The sequence below is a fragment of the Bradyrhizobium sp. HKCCYLRH3061 genome, assembly GCF_051168015.1.
In the GTDB taxonomy this organism is placed as follows: domain Bacteria; phylum Pseudomonadota; class Alphaproteobacteria; order Rhizobiales; family Xanthobacteraceae; genus Bradyrhizobium.
Map to the genome: position 1 here is coordinate 610,565 of NZ_JBNPUE010000001.1, position 15,395 is coordinate 625,959.

Annotated in this window: 15 protein-coding genes; 6 read left to right on the forward strand and 9 right to left on the reverse strand. The window is 66.5% G+C overall.

What is annotated here, in order from left to right:
• The first annotated feature begins 87 nt into the window (after positions 1 to 87).
• Complete coding sequence (locus tag ACQR2C_RS02905; protein WP_315801978.1) at positions 88 to 837, forward strand: haloacid dehalogenase type II; 750 nt, start codon at positions 88 to 90, stop codon at positions 835 to 837.
• 59 nt (positions 838 to 896) lie between these two features.
• On the opposite strand, the gene ACQR2C_RS02910 is transcribed toward ACQR2C_RS02905, so the two are convergent.
• From ACQR2C_RS02910 to kynU, 4 genes are all read right to left on the reverse strand, one after another.
• Entirely contained in the window at positions 897 to 2,402 is a 1,506-nt protein-coding gene (locus ACQR2C_RS02910; RefSeq protein ID WP_315801977.1) for an amidase, read from the reverse strand.
• A gap of 182 nt (positions 2,403 to 2,584) precedes the next feature.
• Positions 2,585 to 3,412: an alpha/beta hydrolase gene (locus tag ACQR2C_RS02915; RefSeq protein ID WP_434880385.1), complete on the reverse strand. Its 828-nt coding sequence runs from the start codon at positions 3,410 to 3,412 to the stop codon at positions 2,585 to 2,587.
• Positions 3,413 to 3,445: 33 nt separating this feature from the next.
• A complete protein-coding gene (kynA, locus tag ACQR2C_RS02920; protein ID WP_316183188.1) occupies positions 3,446 to 4,285 on the reverse strand; it encodes a tryptophan 2,3-dioxygenase in 840 nt (279 codons plus the stop codon).
• A complete protein-coding gene (kynU, locus tag ACQR2C_RS02925) occupies positions 4,282 to 5,475 on the reverse strand; it encodes a kynureninase (protein WP_434880386.1) in 1,194 nt (397 codons plus the stop codon). The genes kynA and kynU overlap by 4 nt, the downstream gene beginning before the upstream one ends.
• Positions 5,476 to 5,715: 240 nt before the next feature.
• On the opposite strand from kynU, the gene ACQR2C_RS02930 reads away from it, so the two are divergent.
• Positions 5,716 to 6,120, forward strand: a complete 405-nt coding sequence (locus ACQR2C_RS02930; protein WP_434880387.1) for a DUF4864 domain-containing protein — start codon at positions 5,716 to 5,718, stop codon at positions 6,118 to 6,120.
• Positions 6,121 to 6,132: 12 nt separating this feature from the next.
• On the opposite strand, the gene ACQR2C_RS02935 is transcribed toward ACQR2C_RS02930, so the two are convergent.
• The 4 genes from ACQR2C_RS02935 to ACQR2C_RS02950 form a co-directional block, all read right to left on the reverse strand.
• On the reverse strand, positions 6,133 to 6,528 hold the full coding sequence (locus ACQR2C_RS02935; protein WP_315801972.1) for a thioesterase family protein: 396 nt from the start codon (positions 6,526 to 6,528) through the stop codon (positions 6,133 to 6,135).
• Positions 6,529 to 6,724: 196 nt separating this feature from the next.
• Complete coding sequence (locus tag ACQR2C_RS02940; RefSeq protein ID WP_316183192.1) at positions 6,725 to 7,162, reverse strand: tautomerase family protein; 438 nt, start codon at positions 7,160 to 7,162, stop codon at positions 6,725 to 6,727.
• A complete protein-coding gene (hisS, locus tag ACQR2C_RS02945; protein WP_410051431.1) occupies positions 7,063 to 8,841 on the reverse strand; it encodes a histidine--tRNA ligase in 1,779 nt (592 codons plus the stop codon). The genes ACQR2C_RS02940 and hisS overlap by 100 nt, the downstream gene beginning before the upstream one ends.
• A 59-nt stretch (positions 8,842 to 8,900) precedes the next feature.
• Positions 8,901 to 9,980 (reverse strand): branched-chain amino acid aminotransferase, encoded by a 1,080-nt coding sequence (locus tag ACQR2C_RS02950; RefSeq protein ID WP_434880388.1) that lies wholly within the window; start codon positions 9,978 to 9,980, stop codon positions 8,901 to 8,903.
• A gap of 346 nt (positions 9,981 to 10,326) precedes the next feature.
• Between ACQR2C_RS02950 and ACQR2C_RS02955 the strand changes: the two genes are divergently transcribed.
• The 3 genes from ACQR2C_RS02955 to ACQR2C_RS02965 all read left to right on the forward strand — a co-directional run bounded on the left by ACQR2C_RS02955 (position 10,327) and on the right by ACQR2C_RS02965 (position 13,448).
• The gene (locus tag ACQR2C_RS02955; RefSeq protein ID WP_315801969.1) at positions 10,327 to 10,875 is read left to right on the forward strand and encodes a MarR family winged helix-turn-helix transcriptional regulator; all 549 of its coding nucleotides are present in this window, start codon (positions 10,327 to 10,329) and stop codon (positions 10,873 to 10,875) included.
• The gene (locus tag ACQR2C_RS02960) at positions 10,872 to 11,603 is read left to right on the forward strand and encodes a response regulator transcription factor (RefSeq protein ID WP_315801968.1); all 732 of its coding nucleotides are present in this window, start codon (positions 10,872 to 10,874) and stop codon (positions 11,601 to 11,603) included. Before ACQR2C_RS02955 ends, ACQR2C_RS02960 begins: the two co-directional genes overlap by 4 nt.
• 456 nt (positions 11,604 to 12,059) lie before the next feature.
• Positions 12,060 to 13,448: an ATP-binding protein gene (locus ACQR2C_RS02965; protein ID WP_316183195.1), complete on the forward strand. Its 1,389-nt coding sequence runs from the start codon at positions 12,060 to 12,062 to the stop codon at positions 13,446 to 13,448.
• Positions 13,449 to 13,462: 14 nt separating this feature from the next.
• Here ACQR2C_RS02965 and ACQR2C_RS02970 read toward each other — a convergent pair whose 3' ends face one another.
• Positions 13,463 to 14,446 (reverse strand): VOC family protein, encoded by a 984-nt coding sequence (locus tag ACQR2C_RS02970; protein WP_434880389.1) that lies wholly within the window; start codon positions 14,444 to 14,446, stop codon positions 13,463 to 13,465.
• A 140-nt stretch (positions 14,447 to 14,586) separates the two neighbouring features.
• Here ACQR2C_RS02970 and ACQR2C_RS02975 point away from each other — a divergent pair, with 140 nt between their 5' ends.
• Positions 14,587 to 15,378 carry a DNA-binding transcriptional regulator gene (locus ACQR2C_RS02975; protein ID WP_316183197.1) on the forward strand — a complete coding sequence of 264 codons (792 nt, stop codon included), beginning with the start codon at positions 14,587 to 14,589 and terminating at the stop codon, positions 15,376 to 15,378.
• Positions 15,379 to 15,395: the final 17 nt, after the last annotated feature.

The following is a 15,395-nucleotide window of genomic DNA, read 5'->3' on the forward strand; positions in this document are numbered from 1 at the left end:
AAGTCCCTGACGCGACGCAACGGGACTGCATTGCGGTCCCTTGCCGCACTTCGCGTACAAAACCGCTCCGACACAAGGACCATCCCCGTGGCGATCAGCACCGTCGTCTTCGACGCCTACGGCACCCTCTACGACATTCAATCGGTGGCGTCGGTCACCGAGCAGGCTTTCCCGGGCCGTGGCGACATGATCACGCAGATCTGGCGGATGAAGCAGCTCGAATACACCTGGCTGCGCTCGCTGATGCGGCGCTACGAGGATTTCGAGGCGGTGACTCGCCAATCCCTGGTCTATACGCTCCGGATCCTCGGCCTTGGCTACGAAGAAGCGCTGCTCGAGGTGATCATGGACAAATATGTCCACCTCGATCCCTACCCGGACACGCTGTCCACCCTTGAGCGTCTCCAGGACCGCAAGCTGGCGATCCTTTCGAATGGTGCCCCTGCGATGCTGGACGCGCTGGTACGCAACACCGGTCTCGATCGGTTTCTCGACAAGACCATCAGCGTCGACAGCAGAGCGACGTTCAAGCCGAGTCCCGAGGCCTACTCCCTGATCGAGTCCGAGCTCGGAGCCGCGCCCGCCGAAGTCCTGTTCGTGTCCTCGAATCCGTGGGACGCGATCGGTGCCAAGGCTGCCGGGCTGACCGTGGCATGGATCGAGAGGGTCACGCCCGAAGCGATGGCCGCAGCCTGTGAAAGCTGCGCGCTCGTTGCGCCGCTGACGATGTTCAAGGCGATGCGGATGCAGATGGACGAGCTCGGGCTCGCGCCCGATCACCGGGTCCGGGGACTGTTCGATCTGCCCGGGCTGCTGCCACCCATTGCCAGGCCGTAGATCCCCTCAGATCCCGCGCCGCATCCGACGAGCACCTGCTGTCGGGACGACGTCATCCTTCACTGGTAGCACGCCTCCAGTGCGGAAGCCGCCCGGTACAACGTCGACTCGTCGAGGTGACGCGCGACCAGCATCGCGCCGATCGGACGGCCGTCCGCCGTCTTCCCAACCGGAACGGAGATCGCGGGATGCCCGGTGAGGCAGGTCGGCGCGGTATTACCGACCATCTCGAAGGCGCGGCCGATGATCTCCTCCCGCGACGCCCCGGCGGACGGCAGCCGGGTCGCTGCCATCGGCGTGGTCGGCATCAGAAGCAGATCGGCCTGTTCGAGCGCGCGATCATAATCTCCCGTGAGCAGGCGGTTGAGGTTCTGTGCCTTGCCGTAGTAGCGGCCGCGATTGCGCGACGACATATAGTGGCCGGTCAGGATGCCGAGCTTCAGCGTCTCGGACAATTCTCCGGCCCGATCGCGCCAACGCGCGTGGGCATCGAGCAGGCTCTCCAGAAACACGCCCTTCATGTTGGTACCATAGGCGTTGCTGCGCATCATCAGATCGGTGGCGCCTTCGAGAAAGATCGGCGTCCAGATTGCAGCCCCGGCGGCATGCAGCGGCACTGCGACCTCACGGACGTCGGCCCCCTTGGCTGCGAGACGACCGGCCGCCTCGCGCACGCGGTCGTCCACCTCGGTCTCGGCGCCGGCCGTGCCGAACCCTTCGGGCACCACGCCGATGCGCAAGCCGGCCACGCCTTGCCGCAGCGCCTGCGTATAGGGCTGTGACGAGGCACCGCGCTGCCGCGGATCGAGCCCGTCCGGCCCTGCCATCACCTCGAGCATCAATGCGTTGTCGGCCACGGTGCGGGTGATCGGGCCGGCGTGATCGACCGTCAATTCGACCGCGAAGATGCCCGTATAGGGCACGAGGCCGTGCGTCGGCTTCAGGCCGACGGCACCACAATAGGACGCGGGGATGCGGATCGAGCCCCCCTGGTCGCCGCCGGTGGCCATGTCGACGATGTTGGCCATGACCAGGGCGGTGGATCCTGAAGACGATCCACCGGCATTGTAGCCGGGCACGACCGGATTCTCGACGACCCCATTGGCTGAGGTGTGACTGCCGCCGGAGGCGCAGTAGTATTCGCAGACGGCCTTGCCCAGAATGTCCGCGCCGGCGTCCAAGAGGCGCGTGACGATCGTCGCATCGATCTCCGGAACGTAGCCCTCGAGGATGGTCGCACCATTCATCATGGGAAGGCCGGCGACGCAGACATTGTCCTTGATGGCGACGCGCCTGCCCTTGAGCTTGCCGTCCGCAGCGCCCTGGATGTGCGCGGTGACGGCCCAGGCGCCGAACGGATTGTCCTCCGGTAGCGGGCGTGTTCCTGAGGGCCTCGGATATTTGACCTCGGGCAGCGGCGCCGCCATCTCGTCGACGAGATCGTACGCGTCGAGCTGCCCCTGCATCAGCGCAAGGAACGACAGCGCATTGGCATCATCGAGATCGAGGCCGATCTCGCGCGCGGCCTGTTGCAGCTCGGTAGCAGTCGGACGTCGGACTGGCATCAAGGCCTCTCGATCGCGGTGCGACCACGTCCACGCGCAACGGAGCGAGGTGGACGAGGTCGACGTTCAACACGCGAAAGAGTAGCCAGCCGCCGAGGTGTTCCAAAATGAGTTATGTCGATAGCCGTAATTTGCTTTGACGATTAAGCGTGGCCGCGACCTCGAACCCACGCGGGAGCTGCCTACATCTCCACCAGCGCCTTCACCAGCCCGCTCTCCGCATCAGCCAGATCGTCGATCACGTCGAAATGGTGCCGGTCCGGCGCTTCGACATAGGCCGTCGCCGCTCCCAGACCGGTCCAGATGTTGGCGAGCAATTGCGCCTGGCGGCGGAATTCGTTGCGCTCGGCGCCGCCGACCCAGGCGGTGACCTTGACGCCGTCGATCGGCGCGAGCAGCGCCGGGCTCTCGCGCAGCGCCGTGGCGTCGTCGATATGTAGCGTGTCGTTCATCACGGTCCGCTGCAGCGGGCGCAGATCGTGCAGGCCGGAGAGCGAGACCACGCTGGTGATGCGCGCCTGTCGCTCCGGCGACAGCGGGGCGCCACGGCAGATCATGCGGGTGACGAGATGGCCGCCGGCGGAATGGCCGGTCAGCGCCACGGGACCGGCAACCTCGTCCATCGCCTTCGCGACCGCCTGCGCGACATCGCCCGAAATGTCGGCGATGCCGACCTCGGGACACAGCCGGTAGGACGGCATCGCCACGGCAAAGCCGCGCGCGATTGGACCTTGCGCGAGATGCGACCAGAAGCTCTTGTCGAGGCGCATCCAGTAGCCGCCATGCACGAACACGACGAGCCCCTTTGGCGTGCCCTCAGGCAGGAACAGGTCGAGGCGCTGGCGCTCATGTGCGCCAAAGGCAATGTCGAGCCTGGCGCGGCCCTGCCCGGCCAACGCCGTTCGATACGCCTCGGCCGGCGCGACCCACAGGCCGGGCCAGCGCTCGCCGCCGGCGATGTTCGGGCCGTTGGCGTAGGCGTTGTCCCAGTCCTTGACGGCATACAGCATGATAATCTCCTGATCGAATGAGCGCGCGATGGCTCAGAGGCCGGTGCGCAGCTTCCAGAGTTCGGGGAACAGCACGATCTCCAGCATCTTGCGCAGATAGTTGACGCCTGACGTGCCGCCGGTGCCGGTCTTGAAGCCGATGATGCGCTCCACCGTGGTGACGTGATTGAAGCGCCACCGGCGGAAATAGTCCTCGAAGTCGACCAGCTTCTCGGCGAGCTCATACAGCTCCCAATGCCGCTGCGGATCGCGATAGACGCTGGTCCAGGCGGCCGCGACCTCCGGGCTCTCGGCGCGGGTGCCGCGCCAGTCGGTGCGCTGCCCGTCGACGCCGATGAAGAAGCCGCGCCGTGCCAAGAGCCGCAGTGCTTCGTCATACAGGCTGGGCTTCGCCAGGATCGCCTCCAGCTCGGCGGTCAGCTCCGGATGATGCGCATGCGGGCGCAGCATCGCCAGATTGCGGTTGCCGAGCAGGAATTCGATCGAGCGATACTGGAACGACTGGAAGCCGGAGGACTCGCCGAGCTTGTCGCGGAACAGCGTGTACTCGCTCGGCGTCATCGTGCGCAGCACGTCCCAGGCGCCGTTGAGCTGCTCGAAGATGCGCGACACTCTTGTCAGCATCTTGAACGCCGGCTGCACGTCGTCCCGGGCGATCGCCGCCATGGCGGCCTTGATCTCGTGGATCGCGAGCTTCATCCACAATTCGGAGGTCTGGTGCTGGATGATGAACAGGAGCTCATCATGCGCCGACGACAGCGGCGCCTGCGCATCGAGCAGGCGATCCAGCATCAGATAGTCGCCATAGGACATCCGTCCCTTGAAGTTCATCCGCGCCCCCTCGGTGGCGGGATCGTAGGGCGCGCTGCTCACGTCACGAGCTCCTTCTGGCGATACTCGGGCTTGTCCCACAGCTTGTCGGCAAGCACCTCTTCGAGAATGTCGACGGCGCCGCGCACCTCGCTCTCGCCGATGTAGAGCGGCGTGAAGCCGAAGCGCAGCGCGTCGGGCGCGCGGAAATCGCCGATCACGCCGCGCGCGATCAGCGCCCGCATGATCGCATAGCCGTCCGGATGGCGGAACGACACCTGGCTGCCGCGGCGCGACGCATCGCGCGGCGAGGCCAGTGTCAGCGACGGACAGCGCCTCTCGACCTCGGCGATGAACAATTCCGACAGCGCGATGGAGGCTTTGCGCACGTCCTGCATCGACACGCCGTCCCAGGCGTCGAGCGCGGCATCCAGCGCGGCCAATGCGATGATCGGCGGCGTGCCGATGCGCATCCGCTCGATGCCGCCGCCGGGGCGATAATCGAGATCGAAGGCGAACGGCGCCTCGTGGCCCATCCAGCCGGACAACGCCGGCGGCGCGATGTCTGCGTAACGCGGCGCGACATAGATGAAAGCCGGCGCGCCGGGACCGCCATTGAGATATTTGTAGGTGCAGCCGACCGCAAAGTCGGCCTCCGCGCCGGCGAGATCGACCGGCACCGCGCCGGCGGAATGCGCGAGGTCCCATACCGTGAGCGCGCCGGCCGCGTGCGCCTTTGCCGTCAGCACCCTCATGTCGTGCATGCGGCCGGTGCGGTAGTCGACCTCTGTCAGCATCAGCACCGCGACGCTGTCGTCGATCGCAGCCTCGACCTGCTCCGGCTCGACCACCTTCAAGGTGGCGCGGTCGCCGAGCATGCGGACCAGGCCCTGCGCCATGTAGAGATCGGACGGAAAATTGCCGCTGTCGGACAGGATCACGCGACGGCCCGGATTGAGCGACAGCGCCGCGGCCAGCGCCTGATACACCTTGATCGAGAGCGTATCGCCCATCACGACCGTGCCGGGCGCGGCCCCAATCAGCCGCGCGATACGGTCGCCGACGCGGCGCGGCTGCACCATCCATCCCGCGCTATTCCAGCCGCGGATCAGCTCCCGTCCCCACTCAGCCTCGATCATCCGGGCAACGCGGGCGGGCACGGCGGACGGCAGCGCGCCGAGCGAATTGCCGTCGAGATAGATGACCCCGTCAGGGATCGTGAAGAGCGATCGAGTCGTGGAAAAATCGGTCATGCGGCTCCTGCTTCGTTCACGGCCTGAATGCATGATTCGCGCCGGATCAGGCCAGATCAAGCCGATCCGATCGCGACCGGCACCGCGCGGGCCGCATGGCTCGCGAAGACGTGACGATGGCGACACAATCCAGCCGGCCGATCGCCGCCGGCCCGCGACATTGACGCGCGACGGCAGGCTTGTCACGCGCGGTCCATGGCGCATGATGGATCGACCCGACCTGCCGATGGAGGACATGACATGCGCATTCTGATGCCGCTCGTCCTGCTGCTGTCACTGTTGGCCCACCCCGCCGCGGCGGCCGACGCCGGCGCGGCGCAGACCGTCATCCGCGCCCAGGAGCAGGCCCTGGCGCGCGACGACGGCGCGACCGCCTATGCCCAGGCCGCGCCGGAAATCCAGGCCTTGTTTCCGAGCGCCGAGATCTTCATGAGCATGGTCAAGAGCGGCTACCCGCCGGTCTATCGCCATCGCAGCTTCGAATTCGGCGCCGCCGAGGTCGAGGACGGCAGCGTCGCGCAGCGCGTCCACATCGTCGATGCCGAGGGCGAGGCGTGGGAGGCGCTGTACACGCTGCAGACCCAGCCCGACGGCAGCCTCAGGATCACCGGCTGCTCGCTGTTGAAGACGGGCCAGTCGGTCTAGCGCGAAGCCGGTTCAGGTCACGCCGAACCGCTTCTTGAACTGCGCGACATTGATGAGGCCGCGACCGTGGCGGCCGTCGCCGATCTTCACCTCGCCATGATACGCCTCGACCGAGAAGCGGATGACGCGGCGCTCGACCTCGATCACCTCGGCAACCGTGCGAATGGTGGCGCCGACCGGCGACGCCGCGAGATGGCGGACGTTGACCTCGGTGCCGACCGTCACCCAGCCCGGCGGCAGCACCGGGTTGATGGCGTCGCCCGATGTCATCTCCATCTCCAGGATCATCATCGGCGTCGCATAGACCATGGGCATATGAGGAACAAAGTGCCCCACGGTGCGCTCCGGCGGCACCACCAGCAGGCGCTCGGCGCGCATGCCCGGTTTGATGATCTCACGTGCGTCCATGATGGCTCCAAGTTCAGATGTCGTCCCGGACAAGCTGCGACGCGCGTCAGTGCGGCGTAGTGCCGATCCGGGACCCATACGCCGCGGCGGTCGTGATGAGCAAAAGGCCAACGACCAGCATGCCTCAAACCGCTTCCTGGGGCTGTGGTCCCTGGGCCGCGCGCAATTGCGCGCCGAGCAGGGACGACAGCAGCGCCTACTTCTTCTGCTCGGCCAGACGTTCGACGAAGGTCTTGCCGCCCTTCATCTTGTGCGTCAGCGGCGCCTCGTTGATCTGGATCACCACCGCTTCCGGATCGACGCCGAGATGCGTCACCAGGGCCTTGGTGATGTCACGCATCATGTTGGCCTTCTGCTCGTCGGTGCGGCCGGCGGCCATGCTCACTGTGATCTCGGGCATTCGTTGCTCCCTGTTAGTTAGTCCTGTCCCAAGCCTGTCATTGCCGGGCTTGCCCCGGCAATCCATCATTCTGAAATGAAAGGCCGTCGTGAAGCGATGGATGCGCGGGTCAAGCCCGCGCATGACGAGTCCTGTTACCCCCAGCTCACGTCGTGGCGCGCGAGCACCTCGCGGACGCCGGCGACGAGTTCGTCCTCCTTGGCTGAGAACTGCGCCGGGCGGCTCTCGCGCCATTCCTGGTTGGAGGCGATCGCGGCCGCCGCCTTGGCGCCCTCGATCAGGTCCTTGATCTGCACCTCGCCGCGCGCCTTCTCGTCCGAGCCCTGGATGATCACGCAGGGTGCGTTGCGGCGGTCGGCATATTTGAGCTGGTTGCCCATGTTCTTGGGATTGCCGAGATAGAGCTCGGCGCGGATGCCGTGATTGCGCAAGGTCGACACCATCTTCTGATAGTCGGCGACGCGGTCGCGGTCGAAGACCGTGACGACGACGGGGCCGAAAGCCGGCCGCGTGTCGAGCTTGCCGAGCAGGGTCAGCGCCGCCTGCAGCCGCGACACGCCGATCGAAAACCCGGTCGCCGGCACCGGCTCGCCGCGGAAACGCGAGACCAGCCCGTCATAACGACCACCGCCGCCGACCGAGCCGAAGCGCACGGGACGGCCCTTCTCGTCCTTGGTCTCGAGCAGGAGTTCGACTTCGTAGACCGGGCCGGTGTAGTATTCGAGACCGCGGACGACGGAGGGTTCGACGCGGACGCGGGTATAGCCATAACCGGCCGCGCTGCACAGCCTGGCGATCTCGGTCAGCTCGTTGACGCCTTCCACATAGGCCGGCGAGGACATGAACAATTTCTGCTGAGCAACGCTCGCCAAGACCTGGGCGTTGAACTGCAGATCCTGCTCCTCACCTTGAATTTGCGGCTCCGCGATCTTCATCTCGAAGAAGGCCAGCAGGGAGTCGATCTGACTTTCAGTCAGGCCCGCGCCCTTGGTGAAATCACCCTTGCCGACTTCGCCGCCGTCCCAGCGGCCCTCGCCGAGCAGCTTCTTGATCTCTGAAATCGGAAACTTGTCGGCCTTGTCGATTGCCCTGAGCACCGTCAGCCGACGGCCGGCGTGCTCATCACCGCCGATGCCGATCGCCTCCATCACGCCGTCGAGCACCTTGCGGTTGTTGACTTTCACGACATACGAGCCGCGCGGAATCCCCAGCGCCTCCATCGTATCGGCCGCCATCATGCACATCTCGGCGTCGGCCGCCGGCGAGCCGGAGCCGACGGTGTCGGCGTCGAACTGCATGAACTGGCGGAAGCGGCCGGGGCCCGGCTTCTCGTTGCGGAAGACGTAGCCGGCGCGATAGCTGCGATAGGGCTTGGGCAGCGCGTCGAAATTCTCGGCGACATAGCGCGCCAGCGGCGCAGTCAGGTCGTAGCGCAGCGAGATCCACTGCTCGTCATCGTCCTGGAACGAGAACACGCCCTCGTTCGGACGATCCTGGTCGGGCAGGAACTTGCCGAGCGCGTCGGTGTATTCAAATGCCGGCGTCTCCACCGGCTCGAAGCCGTAGCGCTCGTAGACCGCGCGGATCTTCTCGACCATCTCGCGCGTCGCGGCGATCGCCGCCGGGCCGCGATCCTCGAGCCCGCGCGGCAGCCGCGCCTTCAGCTTCTGGGGTTTCTTGGGTTTGTCGGACATCGGACTCGACACGTAGGGTGGGCAAAGCGCAGCGTGCCCACCATGGGCTGGATGACGTCGCAGCGGTGGGCACGGCCCGCTTGCGCGGTCCTTGGCCCACCCTGCGGGATGGAATGCGTTGCCTGAGGTGGTAGCAGCCGCGACAGGGTGCGGCAACCCGCGGGAGGCGTCGGTCACCCGCGCATCCATGTCAGTGAGAGCGAAGCTATCGCCATCCATGCGGTGCGCCCCCTCCCCCGCAAGCGGGGGAGGGAGCGCACCGTCAGCGGAGCCCCGCCCTACTTCACATCCCTGATCCACTGATGCGGATCCGGGCTGCGGCCGTATTGGATGTCGACCAGCTGCTTGCGCAGGCCCATGGCGACCGGGCCGGCCTCGCCGCCGTTGATCAGGACATCGCCGCTCGCCGAGCACACCTTGCCGATCGGGGAGATCACCGCGGCGGTGCCGCAGGCGAACGCCTCCTTCAGCTTGCCGCTCTTGGCATCCGCCCGCCACTGGTCGATCGAATATGCCTCCTCGCGCACCTCGCGGCCGGCATCGCGCGCCAGCGCGATCAGGGAGTCGCGGGTGATACCCGGCAGGATGGTGCCGAGCGGCGGCGTCGACAGCGAGCCATCGTCGAACACGAAGAACACGTTCATGCCGCCGAGCTCCTCGACATAGCGGCGCTCGATCGCATCCAGGAACACGACCTGGTCGCAGCCATGGGTGATCGCCTCGGCCTGCGCCTTGAGGCTCGCGGCATAATTGCCGCCGCACTTCACGCCGCCGGTGCCGCCGACGGCGGCGCGGGTGTAGTTCTCCGAGACCCAGATCGAGACCGGCGCCGGGCCGCCCTTGAAATAGGAGCCGACCGGCGAGGCGATCACCGCGAAGATGTACTCCGCCGACGGCTTCACGCCGAGGAACACCTCGCTGGCGATCATGAACGGACGCAGATAGAGGCTGCCCTCGCCGCCCGGGATCCAGGCGCGGTCGATTTGAACCAGCCGCTCGACCGCCTCGATGAAGACCTCCGGCGGCAACTGCGCCATCGCCATGCGCTCGGCCGAATTCCAGAACCGCTTGGCATTGGCGTCGGGGCGGAACAGGTTCACGCCGCCGTCGTCGCGCTTGTAGGCCTTGAGCCCCTCGAAGATCTCCTGCGCATAGTGCAGGACGGCCGCCGCCGGATCGAGCGGGAAGTTGGCGCGGGATTCGACCCGCGCGCTGTGCCACCCCTTGTCCTGGCTGTACTGGACCACGGCCATGTGGTCGGTGAACACCCGGCCGAAGCCCGGGTTGGCGAGCCTGGCAGCGCGCTCCTGGTCGGAGGTCGGGTTCGTCGTCGGCTTGATGTCGAATGTCAAAGTCATGTCCTTGCTTCCCCCGCTCTGATCGCCATTCGCGAGTTCTGGGGCCGACCCGTCCGATCGGGCCAGTCGGCTTCTTGAATTTCGGACCTGCCGCGACCGGCTTTGGGCCGGTCCCCGGGCAAGCATGCCACCACAGGACATGCTTTTGCGCCCGGCGGAAGTCCAGTATGGTTTGCCGAAATGCCGCTCGACATCACACGGTTGTTCGATACGTCGCCCAAGGATGCCCGTCGGGGTTGCCTACGGCCCGTTCAGACACGCCTGGAGACCATCGCCCGCCGATGAAACGATCTAAAATTTCGTAGCGGACGATTGTTTTGTAACATTGAACCGCAGAAACGTCAATATGGCTGACATAAATTTCTCGTCCCCGACGTTGAGCCCCGAGCTGCGCGCGGCTGAGCCCTCCGCCGCCGCCGGCGAGCCGCTGCGCTGGGACATCATCGAGCTCCTGTTCTTCGCCTATCGCGACTTCGTCGGCGATGCCGACCACGAGCTGGAGGCGTTCGGCTTCGGCCGCGCGCATCACCGCGTGATGCATTTCGTCACACGCTATCCCGGCCTGAAGGTCGCCGATCTGCTCGACGTTCTCCGCATCACCAAGCAGTCGCTCGGACGCGTGCTCAAGCAGCTGCTGGACGAAGGCTACATCGTGCAGAAGACCGGCAACAACGACCGCCGGCAGCGCCTTCTTTTCGCCACGCCGAAGGGCGAGGCGCTGGTCGCCAAGCTGGCCGGGCTGCAGACGCGGCGCATCGACCGCGCGCTGGAGCAGATCGGGCCTGCTGGCGCCGAGAAGGTCCGGCAGTTCCTGCGCGCGATGATCGATCGCGACGATCCGGACAAGGTGCTGGAAGCCATCTTCAAGACGCCTGTCGCCGCTGCCAAGGAGTGACCGTGACGATCGCCGCCATCGCACCGCATCATCAGCAGACGCCGGCCGACGACGCACCGCATCTCCTGCTCGTCGACGACGACCGCCGCATCCGCGATCTGCTGTCTCGCTTCCTGCGCGGCGAAGGCTATCGCGTCACCACGGCGGCGAGCGCGAGCGACGCCCGCGCCAAGCTGACGGGGCTGCATTTCGATCTGCTGATCCTCGACGTGATGATGCCCGGCGAAAGCGGCTTCGACCTCGCCCGCTTCATCCGCACGCAATCCTCGGTGCCGATCGTGATGCTGACCGCGCGGGCCGAGCCGGAGAGCCGCATCGAGGGCCTGCAGCTCGGCGCCGACGACTACGTCGCAAAACCGTTCGAGCCGAGAGAGCTCGCGCTGCGCATCGGCAACATCCTCAAGCGAGCCGCGCCGCCTCCGGCGGAAGAGGTCGTCGAGCAGATCGGGTTCGGCCCGTTCGTCTACCATCTGGCGCGCGGCGAGCTGAAGCAGGGCGAGGAGATCGTCCACCTCACCGACCGCGAGCGCGAGATGCTGCGCATCCTTGCCAATGCCCGCGGCGAGACCGTGCCGCGCGGCGCGCTGACCGGCAACGGCACCGTCAACGAGCGCGCCGTCGACGTCCAGATCAACCGCCTGCGCCGCAAGCTGGAGAGCGATCCGGCCAACCCGCTGTTCCTGCAGGCCGTGCGCGGCATCGGCTACCGGCTGATGGTGACGGGTTGAGAGCGGGTTGATGACCGGCGGCTCCGACCACGTTGCTCTTCTTGCGCGTTGCGCCAGTGAGCACGCTTATTCTCTCCGGTTGGATTCGAGCTCTCGCCACGAGCGCGGTCTCAGCCTCTCCCCGCCTGCGGGGAGAGGTCGGATTGCATCGTCAGATGCAATCCGGGTGAGGGAGTACAGGTCTCACCACAAACACTCCCCGTGCGGCTGCCCCTCACCCCAGCCCTCTCCCTGTAAGAACGGGGAGAGGGAGCAGACCATCGCCGGTGCAAGAACTTCGAACCCATCCGCCAGGGCTGCGGCTCTCACTTCCTCGCCGCAAGAGTTGAGGCGCCCCAATCTCTCCCCGTCATTGCGAGCGAAGCGAAGCAATCCAGAGTCCCGCGATGACCCTGGATTGCTTCGTCGCTTCGCTCCTCGCAATGACGGCAGCGTCACCCGTGAGAGCAGATCCGCATGACCACGCTCGACACCGGCCTCACCCTGATCCGCACCGCCTCCCGCCGCGTGTCGCGCGCCAACAGCATCGTCGGCAACGCCTTCAAGGGCTGGATGCCGACCGGCCTGTATGCGCGGGCGCTGCTGATCATGATCGTGCCGATGGTGATCCTGCAGACGGTGGTCGCGGGCGTGTTCATGGAGCGGCACTGGAACACGGTGACGCGACGCCTGTCCGCCGCCGTGGTGCAGGACGTCGCCGCGCTGATCGACATCTACAAGGGCTATCCGCAGGACAAGGACCGCACCATGCTGCGCCGGATCGCGCAGCAGCGGCTCAATCTCGTGGTCGACTTCCTGCCGGCCGGCGACATGCCGCCGCCGGGGCCAAAACCGTTCTTCAACCTGCTCGACCAGTCGCTGTCGAGCCAGATCGGCCGCCAGATCAGCCGCCCGTTCTGGATCGACACCGTCGGCCGCTCAAACCTGGTCGAGATCCGCATCGCGCTCGATGACGCCGTGATGCGCGTGTTCGCGCAGCGTGGCGCGGCCTATGCGTCGAACACCGACATCTTCCTGTTCTGGATGGTCGGCACGTCGTCGATCCTGCTGATCGTCTCGGTGCTGTTCCTGCGCAACCAGATCAAGCCGATCCTGCGGCTCGCGGATGCCGCCGAGAGTTTCGGCAAGGGCCGCGAGGTGCCGAACTTCCGCCCGCGCGGCGCGCGCGAGGTGCGGCGCGCGGCGCACGCCTTCCTGGAGATGAAGGCGCGCATCGAGCGCACCCTCGAGCAGCGCACGGCGATGTTGGCAGGCGTCAGCCACGATCTGCGCACCATCCTGACGCGCTTCAAGCTTGAGCTGGCGCTGCTCGGCGACAGCCCGGAGATCGACGCCATGCGCAAGGACGTCGACGAGATGTCGCACATGCTGGAGGACTATCTCGCCTTCGCGCGCGGCGACAATGGCGAGATCGCGCAGCCGACCGACATCTCCAACGCGCTCGAGGAGCTGCGCAGCGACGCCGAGCGCAACGGCCATTCCGCCACGGTGTCGTTCCACGGCCTGCCGGTGGTCACCGTGAAGCCGCAGGCGCTGAAGCGCTGCCTCGGCAATCTCGTCTCCAACGCCGCCCGCCATGCCGACGCGATCGCCATCACCGGCCATCGCGACCACCGCTACCTCACCATCACCGTCGACGATGACGGCCCGGGCATCCCGGCCGACATGCGCGAGGAGGTGTTCAAGCCGTTCCTGCGCCTCGACGACGCACGCAACCAGGACGAGGGCGGCACCGGCCTCGGCCTCGCCATCGCCCGCGACATCGCGCGCTCGCACGGCGGCGATATCACGCTGGGTGACAGCCCGATGGGCGGCCTGCGCGCGAGCGTGCGGATCCCGGTGTAGCGCGCCGGTTTAGCTCATTCCTGCGCGATCACGGCGTCGAGCCACGCGCAGTTCAGCGGCGGAACGCGCGGATCCGGCACGCGAACGCCGCGTGCAGCCGCGGACAGCCGCATGTCGCGCAGGCGCTTGCGCTGCTCATCCGGCAAATACAAGCGCTCGTGTCCCCACAATGACGGACCGTCGAAGGTCTCGTGCGGCTGCCAGGTCGCGGGATCGATCAGCCGGCCGCCCCAGCCATATTCGATGAAGAAGCCGGAGGGCGTGTTGACGTAGAACGAGGTCATGTGGTCGTTGGTATGACGGCCCAGCGTATAGGCCACGCGCCCATCGTCGAGCTGCGCCAGGTCGTAGCCCTGGCCGACGTCGTCGAGACTGCCGAGCTCCACCATGAAATGATGCAGCGTGCGGCGGCCCGAGCCGACCATCGCAAAACTATGGTGGCGGCCGTTGACGTGGAAGAAATACAGCTTGTAAGGCGTCAGGCCGAAGTCGGACACTTGGAAGCCGAGCAGGTCGCGATAGAACCGCAGCAGCGGCTCGACGTCCTCGACATTGAGCACGACGTGTCCCATGCCGAGCGGCCCGGTGCGAAAACCGGAGATCGGACGTCCTGGCCTGAAGGGATCCGAGGCGACGGCCGCCCCCCAGAACACCTCGATCGTGTGGCCGGCGGGATCCTGAAAGCAGATCAGCTCGGTGACATGACGCTCATCGGCCAGCGCCTGCGAACCACGGGCCACCTTCACGCCGTTGTCGTCGAGACGGCCCGCCAGGCGCGCGAGCGCGGCGCCGTCGCCGACCTCCCAGCCCATGACGGCGAGCCCGCCATCGCCGCTGCCATCGACGATCAGCCGCTGCTTGCGATCATCCATCCGATAGGCCTGCACGCTGGCCGCGCGATCCACGCGCTGCATCCCGAGGAGTTCGGTCGCCATGCGTCCCCACTGCTCCGCCTGGGACGACTTGATGCCGATGTAACCGAGCGCCGTTATTTCCATCTTGTTGTCTCCCGAAAGGCGCGGGCGGAATTTCGTATCAGCTCCGCGCGGTCCTGCAGTAGACTGCCGCCCCTGCATCCGGCTCGCGTTCTCAAGACGGTATCGGCGGACGGAAACGAAGAACAGGGAGGATTTTCCAAGTGTCCAAGCAACGGACGCGATCTCCGCAAGCCCGTCCTGCGGAGGGTGTCCGCGCCTTCAAGCGGGGCCTCGACGTGCTGCGCGCGGTCAATCGGTCCGGCGGCATTCGCGCCGGCGACGTGGCCCGCCAGCTCGATCTGCCGCGGCCCACGGTCTATCGGTTGCTCGAAACACTCGAGGAACTCGGCTATGTCGCGCGCAGCGCCAGCGACGACCGCTTCCGGGTGACGCGCCACGCGCTGAGCCTCGGAGACGGCTATGATCCCGGCATCTTCATCTGCCAGGTCGCCGCGCCCTATCTCGCCGAGCTCAGCCGCAGCCTGATCTGGCCGGTCGATCTGTCGACTTATGAGAACGGCGCGATGGTCATCCAGGAGACCACGCATGCGCGCAGCCCGCTCTCGATCGATCGCAGCATGATCGGCAAGCGCCTGCCGATGCTGCAGACCTCGGCCGGCCGGGCCTATCTCGCCGCTTGCCCACCCGCCGAGCGGGACATCATCATCAACCACCTGCGACGCATCGAGGATGCCGAGGACGCTTCCTTCCTCGCGCCCGAGCGGCTGCAGCGCATGATGAATGAAACGTCTCAGCGCGGCTATGCAATCCGCAACGAAGGCGAGTTCAATCCGAAGACGTCATCGATCGCGGTGCCGATCGTGCGGGGCGACGTCGTGTTCGGCTGCATGTCGATCATCTGGATCCGCTCCGCCATGACCCTGGAGGAGGCTGTCGCCCAGTACGCGGCGCCATTGCGCGACGCCGCAGCCGCGATCCCCGTCCAGGCCTGAGCGTCCGCTGGGCGGAC

Excerpts from the sequence above, each read along its gene's own strand:
- ACQR2C_RS02910 (WP_315801977.1), bottom strand. The coding sequence starts at position 2,402 with ATGCCAGTCCGACGTCCGACTGCTACCGAGCTGCAACAGGCCGCGCGC.
- ACQR2C_RS02915 (WP_434880385.1), bottom strand. The coding sequence starts at position 3,412 with ATGCTGTATGCCGTCAAGGACTGGGACAACGCCTACGCCAACGGCCCG.
- kynU (WP_434880386.1), bottom strand. The coding sequence starts at position 5,475 with ATGACCGATTTTTCCACGACTCGATCGCTCTTCACGATCCCTGACGGG.
- ACQR2C_RS02930 (WP_434880387.1), top strand. The coding sequence starts at position 5,716 with ATGCGCATTCTGATGCCGCTCGTCCTGCTGCTGTCACTGTTGGCCCAC.
- ACQR2C_RS02935 (WP_315801972.1), bottom strand. The coding sequence starts at position 6,528 with ATGGACGCACGTGAGATCATCAAACCGGGCATGCGCGCCGAGCGCCTG.
- ACQR2C_RS02940 (WP_316183192.1), bottom strand. The coding sequence starts at position 7,162 with ATGGCGCGAGAGCCGCCCGGCGCAGTTCTCAGCCAAGGAGGACGAACT.
- hisS (WP_410051431.1), bottom strand. The coding sequence starts at position 8,841 with ATGGATGGCGATAGCTTCGCTCTCACTGACATGGATGCGCGGGTGACC.
- ACQR2C_RS02950 (WP_434880388.1), bottom strand. The coding sequence starts at position 9,980 with ATGACTTTGACATTCGACATCAAGCCGACGACGAACCCGACCTCCGAC.
- ACQR2C_RS02955 (WP_315801969.1), top strand. The coding sequence starts at position 10,327 with ATGGCTGACATAAATTTCTCGTCCCCGACGTTGAGCCCCGAGCTGCGC.
- ACQR2C_RS02965 (WP_316183195.1), top strand. The coding sequence starts at position 12,060 with ATGACCACGCTCGACACCGGCCTCACCCTGATCCGCACCGCCTCCCGC.
- ACQR2C_RS02970 (WP_434880389.1), bottom strand. The coding sequence starts at position 14,446 with ATGGAAATAACGGCGCTCGGTTACATCGGCATCAAGTCGTCCCAGGCG.